The sequence below is a fragment of the Chelatococcus asaccharovorans genome (assembly GCF_003201475.1).
Taxonomy (GTDB): Bacteria; Pseudomonadota; Alphaproteobacteria; order Rhizobiales; family Beijerinckiaceae; genus Chelatococcus; species Chelatococcus asaccharovorans.
On the sequence record NZ_QJJK01000006.1, the window covers coordinates 389,443 to 412,456 of the forward strand.

Consider the following 23,014-nt stretch of genomic DNA (forward strand, 5'->3'; position numbering starts at 1 on the left):
TGAGTTATGTTCGCCTTATCCCCTTCCTCACTTCGCAAGGCCCTCTCGGTGGCGATTGCGCTCGTGGTCAGCGCCTGCGCTGGTCCGTCGCGCGAACCCGCCCCTGAGGACTATCCCATCCACGGTATCGACGTGTCGCGCTGGCAAGGCGACATCGACTGGAACACCGTGCGACGAGGGGGCGTCTATTTCGCCTGGATCAAGTCGACCGAGGGCGGCGACCACAAGGACCCGAAGTTCGAAGAGAACTGGAATGCGGCGAAGGCGGCCGGCGTGCCGCGCGGCGCCTATCACTTCACCTACTGGTGCCGGCCGGCGCGCGAGCAGGTCGAGTGGTTCAAGCAGGTCGTCCCCTATGATCCGGAGGCGCTGCCGCCGGTCCTCGACGTGGAGTGGAACGGCCATTCCAAGACCTGCCCGAAGACTATTCCGCGCGCCCAGGCGCGGGCGGAAATGCGCATCATGCTCGAGGAGATGGAGCGCGCCTACGGCAAGCGGCCGGTGATCTACACCGACATCACCTTCTTCAATGACGTCATCAAGGATGACTTCGAGGCCTATCCGATCTGGGTCCGCAGCATCCGCCGCTATCCCACGAGCCGCTTCGACCACCGGAACTGGTGGTTCTGGCAGTATACGGCGGTCGGCCAGGTTCCGGGCATCAAGGAAAAGGTGGACCGTAACGCCTTCTTCGGCACGGCCTCGATGTGGGAAAAATTCCTCAACGGGACGCTCTGATCCAAGATCGAGCAAGGCTCGTCGCCTCTGCAGAGTTTGCGGCGGGAAACGGGGTGTCATCCCGGAAACGGCGAAGCCGTTGTCCGGGACCCATGAACACCGTCCTTCCATGAAAAGACGCCTTGTAAAAAGCCGAGCGGCCACTCACGAACCGTATCGGATATGGATCCCGGGCCCGCGCTGACGCGTCCCGGGATGACCCGCGCGCCCTCCCCGCTGCGATGCGCCTCTCCCCCAAAGTGACTCCGAGTGACTTGCGCGACCCAAGTGACTTGCATCGGCGTCGCCGCTAAGCTTGCGGCCAAAGACGATCGCACGGGAGGCATCCATGGCAGCCAACGCGCATACCGGCCTCGGTTTCGACCTCGGCGAGACGGCAGACGCCATCCGCGAGTCCGTACAGAGCTTTGCCGCCGCCGAGATCGCTCCGCGTGCCGCGGAGATCGACCGCAGCAACCTCTTTCCGCGCGACTTGTGGCCGGCCATGGGCGCGCTCGGCCTCCACGGCATCACCGTCGAGGAGGACTACGGCGGCGCTGGTCTCGGCTATCTCGAACATTGCATCGCCATGGAGGAGGTCTCGCGTGCCTCCGCCTCGGTCGGCCTGAGCTACGGCGCCCATTCCAACCTCTGCGTCAACCAGATCCGCCGCAACGGCAACGCGGATCAGAAAGCCCGCTACCTGCCGAAGCTCATCTCAGGCGCGCATGTCGGCGCGCTCGCCATGTCCGAGCCCGGCGCCGGCTCGGACGTCGTCTCCATGAAGACCCGTGCCGAGAAGCGCGGCGACCGCTACATCCTCAACGGCACCAAGATGTGGATCACCAACGGGCCGGTGGCCGATACGCTGGTGGTCTATGCCAAAACCGACCCGGCAGCCGGGCCGCGCGGCATCACCGCCTTTCTCATCGAGAAGGGCATGACGGGTTTCTCCACCGCCCAGAAGCTCGACAAGCTCGGCATGCGCGGCTCCGACACCTGCGAACTCATCTTCCAGGATTGCGAGGTGCCGGCGGAGAACGTGCTCGCCGCCGAGGGCGAAGGCGTCAAGGTGCTGATGTCCGGCCTCGATTATGAGCGCGCGGTTCTTGCCGCGGGGCCGCTCGGCATCATGCAGGCCTGCCTCGACGTCGTCCTGCCCTATGTGCATGAGCGCAAGCAGTTCGGCCAGCCGATCGGCGAGTTCCAGCTCGTGCAGGGCAAGCTCGCGGACATGTATGTCACGACGAACGCGGCGCGCGCCTATGTCTATGCGGTCGCCCGCGCCTGCGATCGCGGCGAGACCACCCGCCAGGATGCCGCCGGTGCCATCCTCTACGCCGCCGAGCGTGCCACCCAATGCGCCCTCGACGCGATACAGCTTCTCGGCGGCAACGGCTATATCAACGATTACCCCACGGGACGACTCTTACGCGATGCCAAGCTCTACGAGATCGGCGCGGGCACCAGCGAGATACGCCGGATGCTGATCGGCAGAGAGTTGTTCATGCGGACGGCGTAGCGCAAGTCGCTCTTTTGCGGACTTGCTCTTGCGAGCGCGCGATCATAGCAAAACGACAATAGAGTGCGTTCGCGCACATTCTGTGCGCACTCGAACCGCCCGCCGTCAGCCGCACATTCACCCCACCATCAAATCAAAATGCATATTCTAGTCAATTTCATATTGGAATGATTTCAATCTGCATGAAATATCGCGAATTGCGTGAGAAATAATTGCCTATACGTATTTGATCTATTTCTTCACATCTTCAAGGTGATAAATTTTCTCGCGCATGCGTCACATGCCGCGACATATAGACTGAAAACGTGCGCAAGGCTCTTGCATCTCCTGCAAAAATCCAAGCTACCTCATACCATTAGGCGGGTTCATGACATTTGCGCGAAGCCACGCGATCATGGCAGTGTCACCGAGTCATGCTGATGCTTGTCATTATTGTCGCTGAGTCGACTGCGGCGGGCGGAGGCCTTGTGTGGACCAGACGGACTGCGTAGCGATGACCTCACCTGCAACGACCGACCAGACGAACAGCACCCCGTCGCCAGATGCCAAGCAGACCTTCGGCACGGAGGGGATCGCGCCGATGGAGCGCGCAAGCCTCGTGACGCGCATTCTGATGGGCATTGTCGGCTGGGCCGAGGGCCTGAACCTCAGATATTCGAAGGTCGGCAATCCGCCTGTCTACGACAAGGCGACCTTCCCCTGGGCGCGGGACATCGAGAAGGAATGGCACCTCATCCGGGCGGAGCTCGACAAGGTGCTGCTGCGCCAGAGCGAGCTGCCATCCTTCCAGGATATTTCGACCGACGTGAAAACCATCAGCCAGGACACGCGCTGGAAGACGTTCTTTCTCGCCGGCTATGGGTTGAAATCCGAGAACAACATCAAGCAATGCCCGGAAACCTGGCGCATCGTGCAGAAAATTCCGGGCCTGAAGACCGCCATGTTCTCCATCTTCGAGCCCGGCAAACATCTGCCGGCCCATCGCGGCCCCTACAACGGCGTGCTGCGCCTGCATCTCGGCCTGATCGTCCCGGAACCGCGGGATAAGCTCGCCATCCGGGTCGACAAGCAGATCTGCCATTGGGAGGAAGGCAAGGCGCTGATTTTCGATGACGCGTTCAACCATGAGGCCTGGAACCACACCGACAAGACCCGCGTGGTGCTGTTCGTCGATTTCGTGAAGCCGCTGCGCTTCCCCGCGCGCCTGGTCAACTGGGCGCTCCTGAACATCGCGATCTTCACGCCTTTCATCCGGGAAGGCCTGGACAATCACAACGAATGGGAAAAGCGTTTCTATGCGGAGGCTGAAGCCTTGCGCAACAAGGCGAGCTGACCGCCCCCGCCGCCTTTGCCCTTTTTGACTGGAGTCCTGCCATGGCCACCGTCGCCTATCCCACCGTTCCCGCCAACGGCGCCAACATCCCCGTCCTCGGGCTCGGCACCTGGCAATCCCGCAACGACGAGGCCGCAGCCGCGGTGGAGGCGGCGCTCAGGAACGGCTATCGCCATATCGACACGGCCATCGCCTATGACAACGAGGAGGCCGTCGGCGAGGGGCTCCGCTCCGCCGGCGTGCAGCGTGACGGGATCTTCATCACCACGAAGGTGCCTCCCGAACAGATCGGCGCGGGTGCCCTGGAGCGCGCCGCCGAATCGAGCCTCAAGCGGTTGAAGCTCGACCACGTCGACCTGCTTCTCATCCATTGGCCGAACCCCTCGATCCCCCTCAAGGAATCGATGCGCGCCCTTGCGGCCGCCAAGCGGGAGGGACTGACGCGGCATATCGGCGTCTCCAATTTCCCGGTGGCGCTCCTCGAGGAAGCCGTCCATCACAGCCCCGAGCCGCTGGCGGCCAACCAGTGCGAATATCACCCCCGCCTCAATCAGGACGCGGTCCTGGCAGCCTGCCGGCGCCACGGCCTCGCCTTCACCTCCTATACGCCGCTCGGCCGCACGCAGATCCTCTCGGACCCGGTCATCGCCGCCATCGCGGAGCGCGTGGAGCGCACCCCCGCGCAGATCGTCCTGCGCTGGCATATCCAGCAGCCGGACGTGGTGGCGATCCCGAAGTCGCAGTCGCCCGACCGCATCGTGGAAAACAGCCGCATCTTCGATTTTGCGCTCGAAGACGACGACATGGCGGCAATCTCGGCGCTGGCAAGGCCCGACGGCCGGCTGGTCAATCCCAGCTGGGGCCCGCAGTGGGACGACCCGAAATAGTCTGAATGCGCAGGCATTATCGCCGGCCTGACGAGGTCGAACACAGCGCCTGGTCGATCGCGGCGGTCCGTTGATCGTGACCATGAGCTTTGCCATGATAATGCCGCCTGTTCAGGTTATAGGCTGTTCCATGAAGTGCTTCGCGCAGTCCACATTCGCCTTCGCCGTCGCGAGCCTCCTCGCCACGGCCGCCTTCGCCGGTGATGAGGGCGCGGAACCGCCTCCCTTCGGGCTGACGACGAATGTTGTCGCAACCCAGTCCGACAAGGAGGTCATCGAGTCCTGTCTCGCCGGCAGCACCGATTCGCCCTATGCCTGCATCGGTTCCGTCGCTGTCGTCTGCGTGAAGCTGACCATGCCGCGCGGCACGCGGCAGGAGGCCTCGTGCACCGAGCGCGAACGCATGGTCTGGCAGACGCGGCTGGAGGCTTCGATCGCGGAGGTCAATCGCTCGATCCCCGCAAGCGCGCGCAGGCGTTTCGCCACATTGCAGCGCGCCTGGCAAAACTACTACACGCTGAAATGCGATTTCATCAGCGATGATCTCCCCCAGGAGCGCTCGGCGACCCTGCAGAAGGGCTGCGAACTGCGCGAGATCGCCGCCCGATCGATCGAGGTCGAGCGTTATCTCAAGCACCAGAAGAAGCGGCAGCGCAGCTGAGCGCGCCAGCTCCGACGCGACCCGCATCATCGTGATCGCGCCGGAGACCTGTCTGGTGTGGACCGTCGGCCACTGACGAGACGCTGTTAAGCTTTGCCTCTTTGAATGCATGGCTGGTTCATTCATTCGGACGGATGCATGTTTTTCTACGCCTCGAAGATCATCTGGTTCCTGACCGCGCCATCAACCCTCCTGATGGCCATCGTCTGTTTTGGCGCCCTGCTCCTCTTCACACGGTTCTTCAAGACGGGCCGGATCCTTGTCGTGCTCGGTGCGCTCGGTTTTCTCGTCTTCGGCTCCAGTCCGATCCCGCGCCTGATGATCCGCGAACTCGAGCGCCGCTTTCCGCCCATGACGGCTGAGGCCGCATCGGCGCGTCCAGTCGATGGGATCATCGTGCTCGGCGGCGCGCTCGATTACCGGCGCGGGCAGATGCGCCTCACCGATGCAGGCGCGCGCGTCTCGGCGGCGCTGGCGCTTGCCCACCAGCATCCGGAGGCGCGCGTCGTCTTTACCGGGGGGCATGATGCCATTCTCCTGCGCGCCCCCGTGTCGGAAGCCGAGATGGCACGCGGCCTCTTCCAGTCCGCCTCGCTGGCGGACGACCGCATGATCTATGAGGGCCAGTCCCGCAACACGCGCGAGAACGCCATCTTCACGGCCAAGCTTGTGATGCCGCAGCCCGGCGAGCGCTGGCTGCTCGTCACCTCGGCCTTCCATATGCCGCGCGCCATGGGAACCTTCCGCGCCGCCGGCTTCGATGTGGAGCCCTATCCCGTCGATTTCCGCGCCGACGACAGCCTGGACGATATCAGGCCCTTCCGCATGGTCTCCGAAGGCCTGCGCCTCACCGACCTCACCGTGCGCGAAGCCATGGGGCTGATCGCCTATCGCCTCAACGGCTATACGGATGCGCTCCTGCCCTCACCGACGAATGGCGTGACGCCCGCTGCGCTCAATCGAGCCGCGGCGGCCCCAGCCGATAGACACCCTTGAATGCGGCGGGGTCGGCGGGCTTGCCCTTGCGGTAGATCACGAGGCGCCCCTCCTCCGCCAGCCGCACGGCCATCCGCCGCACCGGCGGCATGATGCGCCCCCAGGCATCCGGCGACGCGCCGGCGAGGACGCGGGCCACATCGGTCGGATCGAAGGTCTTGCCGGGCGCGCAACGTGCGGCCAGGTCGAGCATCGCCTTTTCGAGCTCGGTGTCTGAAATCCGTGCGGTCCCGTTCATCGCCGTATCACTCATCTCTCGCACGCAGGTCTTTTGCAGCCATGTCGCCTTCAGGTCGCAGGTCGTCGTCGGGCCCGAGCGCGGCGAGTGCCTCCGACGAGAACTGCCGGCGCCACATCACCGCCAGAACACCTGACGTCGCCACTATGAGCGCATAGGGATTGATGAACCAGCCGAGATAGGCAAGCGCGAAGAAGATGGAGCGCTGCCCGCGATTGAAATGGCGGGCGGCGGCGATGCTCATGTTGGCGGCGCGCCGCGCGGCGAGCAACGCCTCCGGCCGCTCGCGGTCGATGGCCATCGGCGTCGCCCCCATGAGGATGGCCGCGTAGTTGAACAGACGATACGACCAGGCGAATTTGAAGAACGTGTAGCCGAAGATGATGACGAGGCCGACGACCTTCGTCTCCCAGGCCGTGCGCGAGACCGGCACGCTGAGCGGCAGGTCGGCCAGGAAGGCGAGCGCTTCATCGCCGGAGCGCAGCAGCGCCAGCGCGCCGCCGAGCGCGATAATCGAGCTTGAGGCAAAGAAGGCCGCGCCGTTCTGCAAGGTCCCCATGATCGCCGTGTCGATCATGCGCAGGTCGCGCGACAGCATCTGCTGCATCCAGAGATGGCGCATGCGATGCATCCGGCTGTTGAGGCCCCGGGTCGCGAAGCGGCTCTCCTCGACCATGAAGCGATAGCCGAGCCACGCGACGACAAAGAATGTGAGCCCCACATAGTCGGCCAGGGTCAAGGGATGCCTCCTGCTTGCGACTCGCTGCCCGCGACATTGGGATTTAACCGCAAGCGCCGCGCCGGACAAATCGAGCCAGCGCCGGCTGGCATCTGTATGAATTGCATAATCTCAAATACACAACATAAGATTGAATTTGGCCTTACATCCGGCTAGGACATTGCTGAAGCGCCGTTCACCTCGGGGGAGACGATGAATCACTCGCGCACAGCATCCGCCGGGATGCCCGCCATGACGCCTGCCACGCTGACAAGCGCCATGGCGACCCTTGGCCCCGATTGGCATTCCGACTGGGCGTGGGACCACTACAAAGACGTGGTTGCGAGCCTGTCGCGCGAGCTCGGCCTGAGGCGGTTCTGCGAGATCGGCGGCGGGCGGGACCCTCTGTTCACGCCGGCGGAGATCGCGCCGCTCGGCATCGACTACACGGTCAACGATATCAGCGCGCGTGAACTCGAAAAGGCGCCGAAAGCCTTTCGGACGGCCTGTTTCGACATCGCGGGGGATCTCTCCGCGGCCGGTATCGCGCCGGCTCAGTATGACCTGATGTTCTCGCGGATGGTCTTCGAGCATGTGCGGGATGTAGAGCGGGCCTGGACGAACGTCCATCAGCTGCTGGCACCCGGCGGCGTGGCGCTCGCCTTCTTCCCGACGCTCTACGCCCTGCCCTTTGTCGCCAACCATCTCATGCCGGAGTGGCTGTCAGGTGGCATCGTCAAGGCGTTCTATGCCAATCGGGGCGAGGCGACCGACGACCCCAAATTCCCTGCCGTCTATGACTGGTGCTTCTCCAGCGAACGGCGGCTCAAGCCGATGCTCCAGCGCGCGGGGTTCAGCGACATCCATATCCAGCCCTTCTGGGGCCACCGCTATTTCTTGCGCCTGCCGGTTGTCCGGCAGATCGACGATGCCTTGAACGCGCGGGCGGCGCGCAACGATATCCGCGCACTCACCTCCTATGCCTATGTGCTCGTGAGGAAATGACGCTGTTCACGCCGCCACGGTCCGGCGGGCGGGACGGCGGTAATGGTCGAGTTCTTCCACGACGGTCTCGGGCATGCCGCGCTGGCTGCGCAGGATGAAGGTCAAGAGCGTCTCGTCGACCTGGGCCGCCTCGCGGACGATCTCATGGGCGAGGCGCAGCGCCACCGGGGTCGGGCCGCCGCCGGCGCCGAGCGAAACGACGAGCCAATGGGCGTCCTCGCCGCGCACGATGCCGCTGGGGCGCTCGCCCCACACCACATAGTCCACGATGAGGGCGATGACCACGTCGCCCCAGGCCCGCGAGGTGGGATTGACGATGCGATCGACGGCGATCAGCGCGTCCGCTTCCGCACGGGTGGCGATGCCATCCGCGAGAATGTCGGCCTGCAGCCGCTGCACGTCCTCGTCCGAGATGCTGTTGTGATCGAGGGCCCTGTCCACGAATTCACGGAGCTTCTTGTTGATCATAACCGACGCCTCCGCGGCCTTATTTTTTGCCGCTTGATTGCCTTTGATGCGTCAACCTTCGTGCAACCCTCCTAGCCAACCCGTTAATGCGAAATGGTTGCCGGATTTTCAGGTTAAGCGATGCTGATCAGGTGTGGTTGATCAAATCTTGTCGGCTAAAGGTCATGCGTTGAAAAGCTTGGCTTTCATTGGGAAAATTGGCTGAGGCCCTTGCTTTACCCCGCATTAAGCAGAACCCTAGCTAAACCAGTCGAGATGCGATTTGCGCTTGGTGAGGCGTCCAGGGAGCGACCATGAGCAAGGATTTGGCCCTCGAAAAGGCCCAAAGGTTACTGGAGACATTGCCCCTTGTTGACGGTCACAACGACCTGCCCTGGGTCATCCGGATCGACCGTTCGGCGCGCGGCGACGTCGCCGCCTACGACCTCACCCGCGTCCATCAGAACACGGATACCGACATCCCCCGCCTGAAGGCCGGACGGCTCAGCGCGCAGTTCTGGGCGGCCTTCCTGCCGACCGCCGTGCCGCATCCCGCGCGGACCACCCTGGAACAGATCGACCTCATCCGGCGCATGAACGCGCTCTATCCGGATGTCTTCCTGCCGGCGACGCGCGCGAGCGACATCCCCCGCGCCAAAAAGCTTGGCAAGATCGCCTCCTTCATGACGGTCGAGAGCGGCGTCGGGCTGGAGAACAGCCTCGCGCCCCTGCGCATATGGCAGGCTGCCGGCGTGCGGCTGATGACGCTCTGCCACAACGAGACGCTCGACTGGGTGGATTCCGCCACCGATGCGCCGCGCCATGGCGGCCTCACCGCCTTCGGCCGGGCGGTGGTGCGGGAACTCAACCGGCTCGGCATGATCGTCGACTGCGCCCATGTCTCGGCCGATGTGATGCACCAGGTGCTCGACATCTCGCGGGCCCCCATCGTCTTCTCCCATTCCAATGCACGCGCCTTGTGCGACCATCCCCGCAACGTGCCGGATGACGTGCTCGACCGGGTGAAGGCGAACCGGGGGCTGGTCATGGCGACCTTCGTGCCGGATTTCATCAATCAGGCGTCGCGCGACTGGACGCGGCCCTTCAAGGACGCCTATGGCAAGAATGCCGCGGGGGTCGACGTGATGGCCGCCATGCGCGCGCGCAGCCGCGAGGCGGGACCGCAGCCCCGCGCGACGCTGGCGCAGCTCGCCGATCATATCGAGTACATCGCCAACCGCGTCGGCCCGGCGCATGTCGGGATCGGTTCGGATTTCTTCGGCGGCCCGACGCCCGAGGGGCTGGAGGACGTCAGCCGCTTTCCGCATCTCCTCGCCGAGATGATCCGCCGCGGCTGGTCCGATGAGGCCATCGCCGGGCTCGCCAGCGGCAATTTCCTGCGCGTCTTCCGCGCCGTGGAGCGCGCCGGTGCCCGCCTGCGCAAGACCGAGACGCCGGCCCTCGGCCAGACCAGCGACTATACCGCCTGATGCCGCACCGCGAATACCGCGCCGCCATCTGCCTCACGCCGGACGCGCGCTATTTCAAGGCGGCGATCGTCGCGGCGCGCTCCATCCTTGCGCAGGAACCGGATATCCCGGCCGATATCGTCATCCTCTGCGACGGGTCTGACGTGGCGCCCGGCTATGATGCCCTGCCGGCGGATATGCGCGCGCGCATCACCCTGCTGCCCTGGGAAAGGTCGTCCGAGATCGCCGCCCTGCCGCTGGGCCGGCACGTCACCCAGGCCGCCTATCGACGCCTGTTCCTGCCGGCGCTGCTGGCGGAGCGCTACCGGCGCATCGTCTACCTCGATTCCGACGTGGTAGTCGTGCGTCCCGGCCTGTCACGCCTGCTCGGCCTGGAACTCGCCGGGCGCCCCGTTGCGGCGGCCATCGACATGATCTTCTTGAAGGACTTCGAGGAGGGCCCGCTGACGGCGGAATTCCGCGCCTATCGCGCCGGCCTCGGCCTGCCGCTCGCCCAGCCTTACTTCAACTCCGGCCTGCTCGTCATCGACCGGGACCTGTGGCGCGAGCAGGCCGTGACCGAGAGGGCGCTCGCCTTTCTCGCGGCTGCGCCGGCCCGCTGCCTGTTCCACGACCAGAGCGCCCTCAATGCGGTGCTGCATAACAACTGGCTCCCGCTCTCGCCGCGCTACAACTTCATGGGGGACTTCCAGTTGCTCGATCTGGAAACCCGGATCGCGCCGATCGTGATGCATTTCGTCAATCATCCGAAGCCCTGGCATTTTCGGGATTGGGCCGGCGAGGATCGCTTCGCGCAGATCTACCGGGATTGGCTGGCCGATACGCCCTGGGCGGCCGACGCCCTGCCCTCGCCCCATGCCTTGCGGGAGCCTGCGCCGCTCACGCCGGCCTTCACGGCCTTTCGCGAAAGGCTTCTGGCCTATCTCAGAGCCCAGGCCTTCGCCGACACGGCCGCGGGCTGGCCTTAGCGGCAACAGGGATTAAGCGGTCATTCCGGGGCCTTGCGTTAGCAAGGAGCCCGGAACCCATGAACACCACAGTGGGCAAGAAGACACATCGGGCCAGCGCTTTATTGATTGGCCGTCGTGTTCATAGGTTCCGGGCTCGGGCCTCCCGGCCCGCCCCGGAATGACGACGGAGGTTCCGTGGGAAACCGACGCCGCCGGGCTGGCCGTGATCACGCCCGCGACAATGCGAACAGGCGGGCAGCGGCGGCAAAGTCCTGCCAGCGCGCCGCACGGCGGGCGCTGGCTTCTTCATCCTCGCCCCAGGCGTCGATCTGGAAATCCTCATCGACATGGGCCGCTGCCCAGGCTTCGGCCGGCGAGAGATGGCCCTCGGCGACGGCCAGCGCCAGCAGCACCGAGCCCGTAAGCGTCGTCATCACATTCAGCGCGGCGAGGGAAAAGGGCGCGGAATAGCGCTCAACGCGCGCCGCCACGGCCTCAAGGGCAGCATCCGGCTGCGTGACATGCATCACGCCCTCGGCGAGGATGAAGCGCGCCCCAAGCTCCTCCCGGGCCCAGGCAAGCACCGGGTCCCACAACGCCGCCTGGCGCGTAACGAGCTTCTCAGGATGGGCGGCGCGATAGCAAAGGAGATCGGAGCCGGCATAGCGGATGACCTCGGCGGCGACCGCCTCGCCGCTATCAGCCACCCCGTCGATGGCCGAATTGGCGAGCCGGGTCAGGGGCATCCGGCGCGGATCGATGACGCCCTCCTGCGCCTCCCATTCCGCGGCGACGGCCTCGGCCAAAGCCTGCGTCGGCAGCACGAGAGGCCTGCGTCCCGGCGTCCGCGCGCCCCGCCCGTCGAGCACCAGCGCAAAACCGTCCGGGCGCGTCTCCACGCCGGCCAAGGTGTAGAAGCGCTTCGGAAGGCTGGGGGTAGGCGATTCAGACGGCATGCCGGATCGGTGTCCCTTGCTGGCGTGGGCGGGCAAGGCTTCTCTTTACCTGCCTTGCCCGTCATTGACCATGTCTGGCGAGCCACCCGCGCATGAAGGCGATTTCCTTGTCCTGCGCCGCGATGATCTCCTCGGCAAGCTTGCGGATCTCCGGATCTTTGCCGTGCGCCAGCACGACCTTCGCCATGGCCACGGCGCCTTCGTGATGGGGGATCATCTGCCGGACGAAATCGACGTCCGCATTGCCGGTGTAAGGGATGGCCATCCCCGCATGCATGGCGGCATTGGCCGCCTCATAGGCCTTCGTGGACGGCGATGCAGCCGGCGCCGTCTGCGCAGCGGCCCCATGACCGGCATGAGGGCTGGCCTGCTGCGCGAGCGCGGGCTGGATCGTGAGAGCAGCCAGACCGGCGGCCGCAAAGATATACGTTTTTAAGAACATCCGTGGCTCCCTGAACTCTGGAACGCCCGGTGGACGTCGCCGAAAGTCCCGGTCAAATCACAGCCTTCCCTGTGGGAAGGTCAAGCGGCATGAGCGGCGGGGAGCGGCGATCACAGCCGTGGCTGTCACTCCTCCGGCGCCTCGACGATCGGGTCATAAAGGCTCGTGTCGAAGCCGAGCAGATTCCACGTCTGCTGCATATGCGGCGGCAGGGGGGCCGTAACGTCGATGGGCTTGCCGGTGCGCGGATGCGGGATGACGATGCGGCGCGCCAGGAGATGCAGCTTCTTCTGGATGCCGCCCGGCAGTTCCCAATTCTCGATATCGAAATATTTGGGATCCCCGACGATCGGGTGGCCGATATGGGCGGTATGCGCGCGCAGCTGGTGCGTGCGCCCGGTGACCGGTTTCAGCGAGAGCCAGGCGAGCTTCTGCGCCATCGTATCGACGAGCGCATAGTAGGTCACAGCGTGGCTGGCGCCGTCGTCTCCGTGCCGCGCGACGCGCATGCGGGCATCGCCGTCGAGCGCCTCTTCCTTCGCCAGATAGGTGGAAATGCGGCCCTGTTTCACGCGCGGCACGCCGGCCACCAGCGCCCAATAGATCTTCCGGGCGGAGCGCGACCGGAAGGTCTTGGCGAGGGTCGCCGCCGCCAGCCGCGTCTTGGCGATGACGAGGCAGCCCGCCGTGTCCTTGTCGAGACGATGAACGAGGCGCGGCTTCTGGCCATCGGCATCACGCAGGGCCTCCAGCAGGCCATCGACGTGGCGGGTGGTGCCCGAGCCCCCCTGGACCGCGAGGCCCATCGGCTTGTTGAGGACCATCACGTCGCTGTCCTCATAGAGCGTGATGGACTTCAGGAACTCCGCGTCCTCCTGGTCCCGGCCGGCCGCGCGCACGGGCGCCCGCCGTTCCTCGAGCTTGAGCGGCGGGATGCGGACGGACTGGCCGGACGCCAGCCGCTCGTTGGGCTTGGCGCGCTTGCCGTCGATGCGCAGCTCGCCCTTGCGCACGATACGCTGGATATGGGTGAAAGCGAGCTGCGGGAACCGCGCCACCAGGAAGCGGTCGACCCGCATATCCGCCTCGTCCGGCGTCACGACGAGCGTCTGCACGCCTGTCGCCAGGGTCTCGGTCGCCGCGGCCTTCTGCTTCTGCTTTTGCGATACCGGAGCGGCAGCAGGAGACGACTTGGCGGAAGGCGACTTGGCGGGAGACGATTTGGCAGGAGACGATTTGGCGGAAGGCGGCTTGGTCAAAGGCGGTTTGGCACGCCGTGACGGCGCCTTGCCCGCCCCGCTATCGCCCCGTGGGCTGTCCGATGCGCGTTCCGTCCGTGCCGTTGCTGGCGATCGCGAAGGCGTCGGGCGTTCGGCGCGCCGTTGAGCGCTCTCCAGGCCATCGTCATAACCGCGCCCGAACGCGCTCTCGCCTTCATGCCGCGCGGGACGCGCCTTCGCGGCGGAGGGCCGCGGCGCAGTCCCGGTCTTCGCAGCCGATGCGCTTCTGGAACGGAGATCACCGCTCTTCATGCGATCGCCGCCCTTGGTGCGCGCGCCGCCGCTGCGGCCGCGCGGCGACCTGCCTTTGGTCTCAGTCATAAAAAAGTTCTCACGCAAGGTTCCTGACGATGGCAAGCCCCGCAGCGAGCGCCAGAATCGAAATGACAACAGAGCCCAGGACATAGCCCAGGGCCGGGATCCACTCGCCCCGCTCCCACAGCAGGACCGCATCGAGGGAGAAGGTCGAGAACGTCGTATAGCCGCCCAGCACGCCGGTTGCCACGAACAAACGCACCGGCTGCGCCCATCCCGGTTCCGATTTAAAGGCCAGCCACCCGGCGACAAGCCCCATCACGAGCGATCCTGTCACATTGACGATCAGGATCCCCCAGGGAAAGGGGGTCGCGAGGAAGCGCCCGACACCGATGGTGACGCCATAGCGGAGACAGCCCCCGAGACCGGCTCCCAGAAAGATTAGCAACAATGCTTGCATCAAAGCCCCGTCTCATCACAGCACGCGCCCTCCTTTAGCAAGCGCACAATCCGGGCACCGAACGCAAGCCTTCCCACGCTTGATGCGTCGCAATGAGATCATCGTGGTGATCCATGGAGCAGTATTTTTTAAGGACTGCTTTTATGAAGTTCCCTTTGATTATCGTAACATCGATTGCGCTTGCCGGCTGTGGCGGACGCGAAGCCCACCCTGTGGCTGCGGCGCAACCCGGGGATTCGAGAGCCTCCTGCCCCGCTCTCATGTCGGAGTATCAGGCCAATGCCACGCAGATGGCCTCCAAGGGCGGCGAAAGAGCGCTCAACAACGGCAAGAATGCAATCGTCGGTGCCGCAGGGGCCTTGCTCTTTGCGCCCTCGCTGTTCTTCATGGATCTGAAGAGCTACGAGAAGGCCGAAATCGACGCACTGCAAGCCAGAAACCAAGTGTTACAGGGCTTGATGAGCGCACAGGGCTGCTAGAGCATGCTGTATTTGGATGGAATCCCACGGTCATCCCGGGGCGTTGCGCAGCAACGAGCCCGGGATCCATGAACACGCGGCCCGAGAAAAGACGCATCGGACTGTGCCTCTCTGGTAGACCATGGTGTTCATGGGTTCCGGGCCCGGGCCTCTCGGCCCGCCCCGGAATGACACCACGGTTCCGTATGAAGTCAGCATGCCCTAGCGCATTTTCGAGCGAGGTGGACACCGGTTCGCGTGAAGAAAATGCGCTAAAACAAAGACATGGAGCATTTTCGCGATTCGGAGAAACGCGAAAATGCTCGAGCGCATGATCCGATCGGATCGAAAGGCACACTGAACTCTATTCGCCGCGCCGCTCGCTGCGCAGTTTCTCCCACCAGTCGAGCCGCTTGCGGATCTCCCGCTCGAAACCCCGCTCGACAGGCGCGTAGAAATGCTGGCGGCCGAGGGCCTCAGGCCAATAATCCTGGCCTGAGAAGGCATCCGGCTCGTCATGGTCGTAGGCATAGCCCGCGCCATAGCCCTCCCCCTTCATGAAGCGGGTCGGCGCATTGAGAATGACCTTGGGCGGCATCAGCGAGCCGCCCTGCTTCGCCACCGCCTTGGCGGCGCTGAAGGCCTTATAGGCCGCATTCGATTTCGGTGCGGTCGCGAGATAGATCACCGTCTGCGCCAGCGCGAGTTCCCCCTCCGGCGAGCCGAGAAAATCATAGGCATCCTTCGCCGCATTGGCGACGACGAGCGCCTGCGGATCGGCAAGGCCGATATCCTCCACGGCCATACGCACCAGCCGACGGGCGAGGAACAGCGGGTCCTCGCCCGCGTCGAGCATGCGCGCGAGATAATAGAGGGCGGCATCGGGGTCCGAGCCCCTGATGGTCTTGTGGAGCGCGGAGATGAGGTTGTAGTGCCCCTCCTGCGCCTTGTCATAGATCGGCGCGCGGCGCTGCACCACCTCCTGCAGCGCCGCCGCCGTGAAGATCTCACCCGCGCCGGCCGCCCGCCAGATTTCCTCCGCCAGCGTCAGCGACGCCCGGCCATCGCCATCGGCCATATGGATGAGCGCGAGCCTTGCACCCTCGTCGAGCGGAAGCGGTTTTCCTTCGATGTCCTCGGCCCTTGCGAGCAAACCCTGAATCGCATTCTCATCGAGCGCACGGAAGGTCATCACCCGCGCGCGCGACAGGAGCGCCGCATTCAGCTCGAACGACGGGTTCTCCGTCGTCGCGCCGACGAGCGTGATCGTGCCATCCTCCATGACCGGCAGAAAGGCATCGAGCTGGGCCCGGTTGAAGCGGTGGATCTCGTCGACGAAAAGCAACGTGCTCTGTCCGACCGCGCGGCGGCCACGCGCCACATCGAAGGTCTTCTTCAGGTCGCCGACGCCGGAGAAGATCGCCGACATGGGCTCGAACACGAGGTCGGTCTCATGGGCGAGGAGCCGCGCGACCGTCGTCTTGCCCGTCCCCGGAGGCCCCCAGAAGATGAGGCTGCCGATCGAGCCCGATCGCAGAAGGCGCGTGAGCGCGCCTTCCGGCCCGACCAAGTGGTCCTGGCCCACGACCTCGCTCAGGCGCTGCGGACGCAGGCGATCCGCCAGCGGACGCGGCGCGCCACGGTCGAGACCCGCCGATTGGAAGAGATCAGCCATCGCTAAGATCAGACATCAATGAGATCAGACATGGATCTGTTCCCCAGTTCTCACAGCACCGCCGCCGGAGCGATCGGGCTCACCCACCGAACATGGTGGTGAACACCTGCCCCTTGCGGTTGATGGTAACTTGCCAGTAGCTCGCACGGCTGCGCATCACTCTGTCAAGGTCCTTCGTGGTCTCGACCTCGCTGCCATTCACCGCCAGGACCACATCGCCCGTCTGGAAGCCGAGCCGTTCCGCGGTCGAGCCCTGATCGAGTTCCTGGACGGCGACGCCCTTGCTGAGCCCCTGCAGCGACAGCTCCTCGGCAACCGCCGGCGACAGGTTGACGATCGTCGCACCGCGCAGCGGCGAATTGCTGGCAACCGTCAGCGCCTCGCGGGCGGGCCTCTCCGGAGCCGCCGCGAGCTCGACCGGGATATCCGCGCGCTTGCCACCGCGCAGGATGGTGACAGCCACCCGGCCGCCGAGGGGCCGCGTGGCAAAGCGGTAGCCGAAGCTGTCAGGATCCTCGATCGCCCGTCCATCGACGGCGACGATCACATCGCCCGATTTCAGGCCGGCGGCGCCCGCCGGACTGCCGGGCAAGGTCGACACAACCAGTGCGCCCGTTGGCCGCTCCATCCCCATGCTCTCCGCGATATCAGCGGAAACAACCTGCAGCCGCGCGCCGAACCAGGGCCGCCGCACGGATTTACCGCCCTCCTTCGCCGAAGCAAGGACGGTGCGCACCATGGCCGCGGGCACGGCGAAACCGATCCCCATGCTGCCGCCCGAACGCGAGAAGATCGCGGTGTTGATGCCGATCACATGCCCAGACGCATCGACCAGCGGGCCGCCCGAATTGCCCGGGTTGATAGCCGCATCGGTCTGGATGAACGACTGGAAGTCGCTGATCCCCACCTGCGTGCGCGCCAGGGCGGAGACGATGCCTTGCGTCACCGTCTGGCCGACCCCGAAGGGGTTGCCGATAGCGATGACGAAATCCCCGACCTCTATGGTATCGTCGCTGCCGAGTGGCGCCGTCGGAAACGGGCCGTTCCCCTTGATGCGCAGGACTGCCAGGTCGCTGCGCGGATCACGCAGCACGATGTCCGCCTCGAACTCGCGCTTGTCCCCCAGCGCCACCCTCACCTCGGTCATGTTCTCGATGACGTGGTTGTTGGTGATGACGAGACCCGACGGCTCGACGATCACGCCGGAGCCCAACGACCGTTGGACCCTGTCCTGCGGTACGCCAAAGCCGCCGTCCCCGAAGAAACGGCGAAAGAACGGGTCGTCAAAGAAAGGGTTCTGCGGCCGCTTCTCGACACGCGTGCCATAGACATTCACGACGGCCGGGGTCACCTGCTTGACCACCGGCGCCAGCGAAAACTGCACCTGGGCGCGGTTGTCCGGCACCGCCCGTTGCTGGGCCAACGCCGGCAGGGGCGCCAGCAGCAGGGCGAGCACGGAAGCACAAGCGAAAGTACGAAGCATCGGCATATAATCCTGTTGTCGTGCCAGAGCTATAAGCTGCTCCGCGATTGCGCGCAAAGCGCGGCAGCGCGGCCTCACGCGCGAGCCTCCAAAAGCAAAAGGGCGGCCCGAAGCCGCCCTCACGATCGTTCTGCTGCTGCGCGACTGGCGCCGCTCAGGCCTCGGTATCGGCACCGTCCTGGTTCTGCACCGGGCCGGAATCCAGACCCTTCGCATCGACGTCGCGATCGACGAATTCGATCACCGCCATCGGGGCGCCGTCGCCAAAGCGGAAACCGGCCTTGAGAACGCGGGTGTAACCCCCGTTGCGCTCCTTGTAGCGCGGGCCAAGCACATCGAACAGCTTCTTCACGAGGGCCACGTCGCGGACCTGGGCGATCGCCTGGCGGCGCGCATGCAGATCGCCGCGCTTGCCGAGCGTGACCAGCTTCTCGACCACCGGACGCAGATCCTTGGCCTTCGGCAGCGTCGTGACAATCTGCTCGTGCTTGATCAGCGCGGCAGACATATTGGCGAACATCGCCTTGCGGTGTTCGGCCGAGCGATTGAACCGGCGATGGGCAAAACCGTGATGCATCTGGCTGTCTCCTTGATTGTACGACCGCCGTGCCACGGAACGGCCGCTGCTGATACCCGCGAGCCCAGATCAGGGCTCCGGCAGCGTGCTAACGGAGGAGCCGGCCCGAGGCCGGCTCCGTTGTGATCAGTAATGCTCTTCGAAACGCTTGGCGAGCTCTTCGATATTGTCCGGCGGCCAGCCGGTCACTTCCATGCCGAGGTGCAGGCCCATGGAGGCGAGAACTTCCTTGATCTCGTTCAAGGACTTCCGCCCGAAGTTCGGCGTCCGCAGCATTTCGGCTTCCGTCTTCTGGATCAGGTCGCCGATATAGACGATGTTGTCGTTCTTCAGGCAGTTGGCCGAACGCACCGACAATTCGAGCTCGTCCACCTTCTTCAGGAGAGCCGGGTTGAAAGGAAGCTGCGGCGTGGAGATCGATGTCTCCTCGCGGCGCGGTTCCTCGAAATTGACGAAGACCGCCAGTTGGTCCTGAAGGATGCGGGCGGCATAGGCAACCGCGTCCTCGGCCGACACCGACCCGTTCGTCTCGACCGTCATGGTCAGCTTGTCATAGTCGAGGATCTGACCCTCGCGGGTATTCTCGACCCGGTAGGAGACCTTCTTGACGGGGCTGTAGAGCGCGTCGACGGCGATGAGGCCGATCGGCGCATCCTCGGGACGGTTGCGCTCGGAAGGAACATAGCCCTTGCCGGTGTTGACCGTGAATTCCATGCGGATCTCGGCACCGTCGTCGAGCGTGCACAGGACGAGTTCCGGATTGAGGATCTGCACGTCGCCGACGGTCGCGATATCGCCCGCGAAGACCGGCCCGGGCCCCTGCTTGCGCAGCGCCATGCGCTTCGGCCCTTCGCCCTGCATCTTGATGGAGATCATCTTGATGTTGAGGACGATGTCCGTCACGTCCTCGCGGACGCCCGCGATCGACGAAAACTCATGCAGCACGCCGTCGATGTGGACGGCCGTGACGGCCCCGCCCTGCAGCGACGACAACAGAACCCGGCGCAAGGCGTTACCGAGAGTGAGACCGAACCCGCGCTCCAGCGGCTCGGCGACCACGGTTGCAATCCGCTTCGGATCGTCTCCGGGGGTGACGTCAAGCTTGCCCGGCTTGATCAGTTCTTGCCAATTCTTCTGGATCACGACCGCACCTCATGCCAGTCCAAAGATCAAACGGCGCCATCCAATCGCTCCGTCTGATCAAAGCCAACGTTTCCGGCAGTTTGCACTGCCTTGGCGGTACCGCAAATAGACAGCTGTTGACTGCCTTGCGAGACCGCATGAATTTACAGATCGAGGGCATATCAATGCCAACGAGAGCCGGATCCGCCCGATGTGACGCCCGGCTCGACCGAAAGCGAAATGCCTGCGACCGCGTCAGACGCGACGACGCTTGCGCGGACGGCAACCGTTATGCGGGATCGGCGTGACGTCGCGGATCGACGTGACCGTGAAGCCGACCGACTGAAGCGCACGCAGGGCCGACTCGCGACCCGAACCGGGGCCGGACACCTCGACCTCGAGCATCCGCATGCCATGCTCTGACGCCTTGCGCGCCGCATCTTCCGCCGCGACCTGCGCTGCATAAGGGGTGGACTTGCGCGACCCCTTGAAGCCCATCGAACCGGCGGACGACCAGGAAATGGTATTGCCCTGCGCATCGGTGATGGTGATCATCGTGTTGTTGAACGAGGCGATCACGTGAGCGACCCCCGACACGATGTTCTTGCGTTCGCGACGGCGGACGCGGGCGACTTCTCTTGCCATTGTCTCTTCTATCCAATCCTTCAAGCGCGCCCGTGATCCCAGGCGCTCGGGATAAACTGCCGGAACGTCCGGCAACCATAACAACCACCCCAGACACCATCAGGGTCTGGGGCCAAACGATCCCATCAATCCACGAGCGGCGCCCGCAACCGATTACTTCTTCTTGCCGGCGATCGGCTTAGCCTTGCCCTTGCGGGTCCGCGCATTGGTATGCGTGCGCTGACCGCGAACGGGAAGACTGCGACGATGACGCAGGCCGCGGTAGCAACCGAGGTCCATCAGCCGCTTGATGTTCATCGACACATCACGACGAAGATCGCCCTCGACCAGATAATCCCGGTCGATCGTCTCGCGGATCTGCAGCACTTCCTGGTCAGTCAGCTGGTTCACGCGACGATCCGCCGGGATACCGACCTTCTCGCTGATCTCCTGCGCCTTCTTGGCGCCGATGCCATGAATGTACTGCAGCGCGATCACCACGCGCTTGTTCGTCGGAATGTTGACGCCTGCGATACGGGCCACGTTCCAGTCTCCTCAACCCTTACCATCGAAGCCGAAGCTTCATGCGGTTCGATAATGTGCCAACTCCAGGGCGACCTGGAGGAATAGTCTTGCGAACGGCCCACACGACAACACCGGCCGGCACCCTTTTGCCCAGGATACCGGCTCGGTCACAGACTAACGTCGGCAGATTCCTGTCTTTAGGCGTTCACACAAGTTTCGTCAACCTTATCTAACGAAATCAGCCGGCCACGATCGCGCGAATCGCCGCGGTGACATCGTCGATGGGCGCCATTCCGTCGACCGAACGCAAGGTGCCCTTGCGACCATAGTAGTCCGTCAGCGGCGCCGTCTGTTGCCGGTAGGCGTCGAGGCGTGTCCGGAAGACATCCGGATTGTCGTCGCGCCGCACCGCTTCGCCGCGCGCCTCGGCATCCCTAGCGCGCTTGACGATGCGGTCGACGAGGATGCCCTCGTCCACCTTCAGCTCGATGATCGCATCAAGCTGCATGCCTTTGTCTTCCAGCATGCGGTCAAGCGCCTCGGCCTGCCCGACCGTCCGGGGAAACCCGTCGAGGATGAAACCGTTGCGTGCATCCGGCTCCTCGATCCGTGAGGCAACGATGGAAACCACCAGATCGTCGGGGACAAGGGACCCCTGATCCATCAGCTCCTTCGCCTGCAGGCCGATCGGCGTCCTGGCCGCAACGGCCGCCCGCAACATATCCCCCGTCGACAATTGCGGGATCCCGTGGCGCTCGACCAGCCGAGCCGCCTGCGTGCCCTTACCGGCCCCCGGAGGTCCGAGTAGGATCAGTCTCATTTGCGCCGTGCCCCCTTCAGCTTCGACTTCTTGATCAGCCCTTCATACTGATGCGCCAGCAGATGCCCGTGCACCTGAGCCACCGTATCCATCGTCACGCTCACCACGATCAGCAGCGATGTGCCGCCAAAATAGAACGGGAGGGCCGCATAGGAAATCAGCACTTCGGGGATCAAGCAGATCAAAGCGAGATAGGCCGCGCCGACGACTGTGATGCGCGTGAGCACATAGTCGATATACTGGGCCGTGCGCTCGCCGGGCCGGATACCGGGGATGAAGCCGCCGTGCTTCTTGAGGTTGTCCGCCGTCTCGTTGGGGTTGAACACAATCGCCGTATAGAAGAACGCGAAGAACACGATCAGCAGGACGTACAGGATCATATAGAGCGGACGACCATGCGCGAGATAGGTCGAGAGGGTGGCCAGGATGCCCGTTCCGCCCCCCTGCGCCTGCGAAAAGCTCGCAAAGGTGGTCGGCAGCAGGAGCAGCGACGAGGCGAAGATCGGCGGAATGACGCCCGCGGTATTGAGCTTCAGCGGCAGGAAGGAGCTCTGCCCCTCGTACAGCTTGTTGCCGACCTGGCGCTTCGGGTAGTTGATCAGCAGGCGGCGCTGGGCGCGCTCCATGTAGACGATCAGCGCGATACAGGCGATCGCCATCACGATCACGCCGAGGATGAGGGCCGTCGAAACAGCCCCCTGGCGGCCGAGCTCGAGCGTGCCGGCGATGGCCTGGGGCAATTCCGCGACGATGCCGGCAAAGATGATCAGCGACGTGCCGTTGCCGATGCCGCGCGACGTGATCTGCTCGCCGAGCCACATCAGGAACATGGTACCGCCGGTCAGCGTGATCACGGTCGTGATCCGGAAGAACATGCCGGGCTCAGCCACCATGTTCCCCGACCCTTCAAGCCCGATGGAGATGCCATAGGCCTGGAAAACCGCCAGGATAACCGTGAGATAACGCGTATACTGATTGATGACCTTACGCCCCTGCTCCCCCTCTTTCTTGAGGGCTTCGAGCGTGGGAACGACACTGGTCAGCAGCTGGATGATGATCGATGCCGAGATATACGGCATGATGTTGAGCGAAAAGATCGCCATACGGCTGACCGCACCGCCCGAGAACATGTTGAACAGCCCGAGCACGCCACCCTGGGTCTGGCGAAACAGCTCGGCGACCGCATCCGGATTGATCCCGGGAAGCGGAATATAGGTACCCAGCCGATAGACGAGAAGCGCACCCAGCGTAAACCAGATGCGCTTCTTGAGTTCCTCGGCCTTCGCCAAAGCTCCAAAGTTCAGATTTGCTGCAAGCTGTTCGGCTGCCGACGCCATCGATGATCAATCCCGCAAAGGCTTCGTGGCGGCACC

The 23,014-nt window shown here is 64.4% G+C and carries 25 protein-coding genes; 10 read left to right on the plus strand and 15 right to left on the minus strand.

What is annotated here, in order from left to right:
• The first annotated feature begins 6 nt into the window (after positions 1 to 6).
• From C7450_RS16205 to C7450_RS16230, 6 genes are all read left to right on the plus strand, one after another.
• The gene (locus tag C7450_RS16205; protein ID WP_110375474.1) at positions 7 to 738 is read left to right on the plus strand and encodes a glycoside hydrolase family 25 protein; all 732 of its coding nucleotides are present in this window, start codon (positions 7 to 9) and stop codon (positions 736 to 738) included.
• A 328-nt stretch (positions 739 to 1,066) separates the two neighbouring features.
• Positions 1,067 to 2,239, plus strand: coding sequence for an isovaleryl-CoA dehydrogenase (locus C7450_RS16210; RefSeq protein WP_110375475.1), 1,173 nt, complete (start codon positions 1,067 to 1,069; stop codon positions 2,237 to 2,239).
• A 493-nt stretch (positions 2,240 to 2,732) separates the two neighbouring features.
• Positions 2,733 to 3,572: an ornithine lipid ester-linked acyl 2-hydroxylase OlsC gene (gene olsC, locus C7450_RS16215; protein WP_110375476.1), complete on the plus strand. Its 840-nt coding sequence runs from the start codon at positions 2,733 to 2,735 to the stop codon at positions 3,570 to 3,572.
• 41 nt (positions 3,573 to 3,613) lie between these two features.
• Entirely contained in the window at positions 3,614 to 4,459 is an 846-nt protein-coding gene (locus tag C7450_RS16220; RefSeq protein ID WP_110375477.1) for an aldo/keto reductase, read from the plus strand.
• A 130-nt stretch (positions 4,460 to 4,589) separates the two neighbouring features.
• Positions 4,590 to 5,120 carry a lysozyme inhibitor LprI family protein gene (locus tag C7450_RS16225; protein WP_170147267.1) on the plus strand — a complete coding sequence of 177 codons (531 nt, stop codon included), beginning with the start codon at positions 4,590 to 4,592 and terminating at the stop codon, positions 5,118 to 5,120.
• Between the two features lie 138 nt (positions 5,121 to 5,258).
• A complete protein-coding gene (locus C7450_RS16230; RefSeq protein ID WP_110375595.1) occupies positions 5,259 to 6,116 on the plus strand; it encodes a YdcF family protein in 858 nt (285 codons plus the stop codon).
• Here the strand turns inward: C7450_RS16230 and C7450_RS16235 are convergent.
• Entirely contained in the window at positions 6,076 to 6,354 is a 279-nt protein-coding gene (locus tag C7450_RS16235) for a DUF3253 domain-containing protein (protein ID WP_110375479.1), read from the minus strand. The genes C7450_RS16230 and C7450_RS16235 overlap by 41 nt on opposite strands.
• A 7-nt stretch (positions 6,355 to 6,361) precedes the next feature.
• Positions 6,362 to 7,093 carry a DUF599 domain-containing protein gene (locus C7450_RS16240; RefSeq protein WP_245449803.1) on the minus strand — a complete coding sequence of 244 codons (732 nt, stop codon included), beginning with the start codon at positions 7,091 to 7,093 and terminating at the stop codon, positions 6,362 to 6,364.
• Positions 7,094 to 7,324: 231 nt separating this feature from the next.
• On the opposite strand from C7450_RS16240, the gene C7450_RS16245 reads away from it, so the two are divergent.
• Entirely contained in the window at positions 7,325 to 8,077 is a 753-nt protein-coding gene (locus C7450_RS16245) for a class I SAM-dependent methyltransferase (RefSeq protein WP_170147268.1), read from the plus strand.
• 6 nt (positions 8,078 to 8,083) lie between these two features.
• Here the strand turns inward: C7450_RS16245 and C7450_RS16250 are convergent, their stop codons facing one another.
• The gene (locus tag C7450_RS16250) at positions 8,084 to 8,545 is read right to left on the minus strand and encodes a hypothetical protein (protein ID WP_110375481.1); all 462 of its coding nucleotides are present in this window, start codon (positions 8,543 to 8,545) and stop codon (positions 8,084 to 8,086) included.
• A 293-nt stretch (positions 8,546 to 8,838) separates the two neighbouring features.
• Here C7450_RS16250 and C7450_RS16255 point away from each other — a divergent pair, with 293 nt between their 5' ends.
• Together C7450_RS16255 and C7450_RS16260 are read left to right on the plus strand one after the other, a co-directional pair.
• Positions 8,839 to 10,014 (plus strand): dipeptidase, encoded by a 1,176-nt coding sequence (locus C7450_RS16255; RefSeq protein WP_110375482.1) that lies wholly within the window; start codon positions 8,839 to 8,841, stop codon positions 10,012 to 10,014.
• A complete protein-coding gene (locus C7450_RS16260) occupies positions 10,014 to 10,982 on the plus strand; it encodes a glycosyltransferase family 8 protein (RefSeq protein ID WP_110375483.1) in 969 nt (322 codons plus the stop codon). The genes C7450_RS16255 and C7450_RS16260 overlap by 1 nt, the downstream gene beginning before the upstream one ends.
• 209 nt (positions 10,983 to 11,191) lie before the next feature.
• Here the strand turns inward: C7450_RS16260 and C7450_RS16265 are convergent, their stop codons facing one another.
• The 4 genes from C7450_RS16265 to crcB form a co-directional block, all read right to left on the minus strand.
• Entirely contained in the window at positions 11,192 to 11,920 is a 729-nt protein-coding gene (locus C7450_RS16265) for an ATP12 family chaperone protein (protein WP_110375484.1), read from the minus strand.
• A 61-nt stretch (positions 11,921 to 11,981) separates the two neighbouring features.
• On the minus strand, positions 11,982 to 12,362 hold the full coding sequence (gene copM / locus C7450_RS16270) for a CopM family metallochaperone (RefSeq protein ID WP_110375485.1): 381 nt from the start codon (positions 12,360 to 12,362) through the stop codon (positions 11,982 to 11,984).
• 125 nt (positions 12,363 to 12,487) lie between these two features.
• Positions 12,488 to 13,894, minus strand: a complete 1,407-nt coding sequence (locus C7450_RS16275) for an RluA family pseudouridine synthase (RefSeq protein ID WP_110375597.1) — start codon at positions 13,892 to 13,894, stop codon at positions 12,488 to 12,490.
• Between the two features lie 79 nt (positions 13,895 to 13,973).
• Positions 13,974 to 14,357 (minus strand): fluoride efflux transporter CrcB, encoded by a 384-nt coding sequence (gene crcB, locus C7450_RS16280; protein ID WP_110375486.1) that lies wholly within the window; start codon positions 14,355 to 14,357, stop codon positions 13,974 to 13,976.
• 113 nt (positions 14,358 to 14,470) lie between these two features.
• Here crcB and C7450_RS33570 point away from each other — a divergent pair, with 113 nt between their 5' ends.
• Positions 14,471 to 14,836, plus strand: a complete 366-nt coding sequence (locus C7450_RS33570; RefSeq protein WP_146227357.1) for a hypothetical protein — start codon at positions 14,471 to 14,473, stop codon at positions 14,834 to 14,836.
• 343 nt (positions 14,837 to 15,179) lie between these two features.
• Here C7450_RS33570 and C7450_RS16290 read toward each other — a convergent pair whose 3' ends face one another.
• The 8 genes from C7450_RS16290 to secY form a co-directional block, all read right to left on the minus strand.
• The gene (locus C7450_RS16290; RefSeq protein WP_110375488.1) at positions 15,180 to 16,490 is read right to left on the minus strand and encodes a replication-associated recombination protein A; all 1,311 of its coding nucleotides are present in this window, start codon (positions 16,488 to 16,490) and stop codon (positions 15,180 to 15,182) included.
• A gap of 79 nt (positions 16,491 to 16,569) precedes the next feature.
• Positions 16,570 to 17,979 carry a Do family serine endopeptidase gene (locus C7450_RS16295; protein ID WP_110375489.1) on the minus strand — a complete coding sequence of 470 codons (1,410 nt, stop codon included), beginning with the start codon at positions 17,977 to 17,979 and terminating at the stop codon, positions 16,570 to 16,572.
• 148 nt (positions 17,980 to 18,127) lie between these two features.
• Positions 18,128 to 18,550, minus strand: a complete 423-nt coding sequence (rplQ, locus tag C7450_RS16300) for a 50S ribosomal protein L17 (protein WP_110375490.1) — start codon at positions 18,548 to 18,550, stop codon at positions 18,128 to 18,130.
• A gap of 126 nt (positions 18,551 to 18,676) precedes the next feature.
• Positions 18,677 to 19,693 carry a DNA-directed RNA polymerase subunit alpha gene (locus tag C7450_RS16305; protein ID WP_110375491.1) on the minus strand — a complete coding sequence of 339 codons (1,017 nt, stop codon included), beginning with the start codon at positions 19,691 to 19,693 and terminating at the stop codon, positions 18,677 to 18,679.
• Positions 19,694 to 19,927: 234 nt separating this feature from the next.
• Positions 19,928 to 20,317, minus strand: a complete 390-nt coding sequence (gene rpsK / locus C7450_RS16310) for a 30S ribosomal protein S11 (RefSeq protein ID WP_110375492.1) — start codon at positions 20,315 to 20,317, stop codon at positions 19,928 to 19,930.
• 153 nt (positions 20,318 to 20,470) lie between these two features.
• Positions 20,471 to 20,839 carry a 30S ribosomal protein S13 gene (gene rpsM, locus C7450_RS16315; RefSeq protein ID WP_110375493.1) on the minus strand — a complete coding sequence of 123 codons (369 nt, stop codon included), beginning with the start codon at positions 20,837 to 20,839 and terminating at the stop codon, positions 20,471 to 20,473.
• A gap of 220 nt (positions 20,840 to 21,059) precedes the next feature.
• A complete protein-coding gene (locus tag C7450_RS16320; protein WP_110375494.1) occupies positions 21,060 to 21,641 on the minus strand; it encodes an adenylate kinase in 582 nt (193 codons plus the stop codon).
• Entirely contained in the window at positions 21,638 to 22,978 is a 1,341-nt protein-coding gene (secY, locus tag C7450_RS16325) for a preprotein translocase subunit SecY (RefSeq protein WP_110375495.1), read from the minus strand. Before secY ends, C7450_RS16320 begins: the two co-directional genes overlap by 4 nt.
• Between the last annotated feature and the right edge of the window lie 36 nt (positions 22,979 to 23,014).

Coding starts and splice junctions, on each gene's coding strand:
- C7450_RS16320 (WP_110375494.1), bottom strand. CDS start 21,641: ATGAGACTGATCCTACTCGGACCTCCGGGGGCCGGTAAGGGCACGCAG.
- rpsK (WP_110375492.1), bottom strand. CDS start 20,317: ATGGCAAGAGAAGTCGCCCGCGTCCGCCGTCGCGAACGCAAGAACATC.
- C7450_RS16220 (WP_110375477.1), top strand. CDS start 3,614: ATGGCCACCGTCGCCTATCCCACCGTTCCCGCCAACGGCGCCAACATC.
- C7450_RS16245 (WP_170147268.1), top strand. CDS start 7,325: ATGACGCCTGCCACGCTGACAAGCGCCATGGCGACCCTTGGCCCCGAT.
- C7450_RS16230 (WP_110375595.1), top strand. CDS start 5,259: ATGTTTTTCTACGCCTCGAAGATCATCTGGTTCCTGACCGCGCCATCA.
- C7450_RS16210 (WP_110375475.1), top strand. CDS start 1,067: ATGGCAGCCAACGCGCATACCGGCCTCGGTTTCGACCTCGGCGAGACG.
- crcB (WP_110375486.1), bottom strand. CDS start 14,357: ATGCAAGCATTGTTGCTAATCTTTCTGGGAGCCGGTCTCGGGGGCTGT.
- C7450_RS16225 (WP_170147267.1), top strand. CDS start 4,590: ATGAAGTGCTTCGCGCAGTCCACATTCGCCTTCGCCGTCGCGAGCCTC.
- secY (WP_110375495.1), bottom strand. CDS start 22,978: ATGGCGTCGGCAGCCGAACAGCTTGCAGCAAATCTGAACTTTGGAGCT.
- C7450_RS16290 (WP_110375488.1), bottom strand. CDS start 16,490: ATGGCTGATCTCTTCCAATCGGCGGGTCTCGACCGTGGCGCGCCGCGT.
- C7450_RS16260 (WP_110375483.1), top strand. CDS start 10,014: ATGCCGCACCGCGAATACCGCGCCGCCATCTGCCTCACGCCGGACGCG.
- C7450_RS16250 (WP_110375481.1), bottom strand. CDS start 8,545: ATGATCAACAAGAAGCTCCGTGAATTCGTGGACAGGGCCCTCGATCAC.
- olsC (WP_110375476.1), top strand. CDS start 2,733: ATGACCTCACCTGCAACGACCGACCAGACGAACAGCACCCCGTCGCCA.
- C7450_RS16265 (WP_110375484.1), bottom strand. CDS start 11,920: ATGCCGTCTGAATCGCCTACCCCCAGCCTTCCGAAGCGCTTCTACACC.
- C7450_RS16255 (WP_110375482.1), top strand. CDS start 8,839: ATGAGCAAGGATTTGGCCCTCGAAAAGGCCCAAAGGTTACTGGAGACA.
- copM (WP_110375485.1), bottom strand. CDS start 12,362: ATGTTCTTAAAAACGTATATCTTTGCGGCCGCCGGTCTGGCTGCTCTC.
- C7450_RS16205 (WP_110375474.1), top strand. CDS start 7: ATGTTCGCCTTATCCCCTTCCTCACTTCGCAAGGCCCTCTCGGTGGCG.
- C7450_RS33570 (WP_146227357.1), top strand. CDS start 14,471: ATGGAGCAGTATTTTTTAAGGACTGCTTTTATGAAGTTCCCTTTGATT.
- rplQ (WP_110375490.1), bottom strand. CDS start 18,550: ATGCATCACGGTTTTGCCCATCGCCGGTTCAATCGCTCGGCCGAACAC.
- C7450_RS16275 (WP_110375597.1), bottom strand. CDS start 13,894: ATGAAGAGCGGTGATCTCCGTTCCAGAAGCGCATCGGCTGCGAAGACC.
- C7450_RS16295 (WP_110375489.1), bottom strand. CDS start 17,979: ATGCCGATGCTTCGTACTTTCGCTTGTGCTTCCGTGCTCGCCCTGCTG.
- C7450_RS16235 (WP_110375479.1), bottom strand. CDS start 6,354: ATGAACGGGACCGCACGGATTTCAGACACCGAGCTCGAAAAGGCGATG.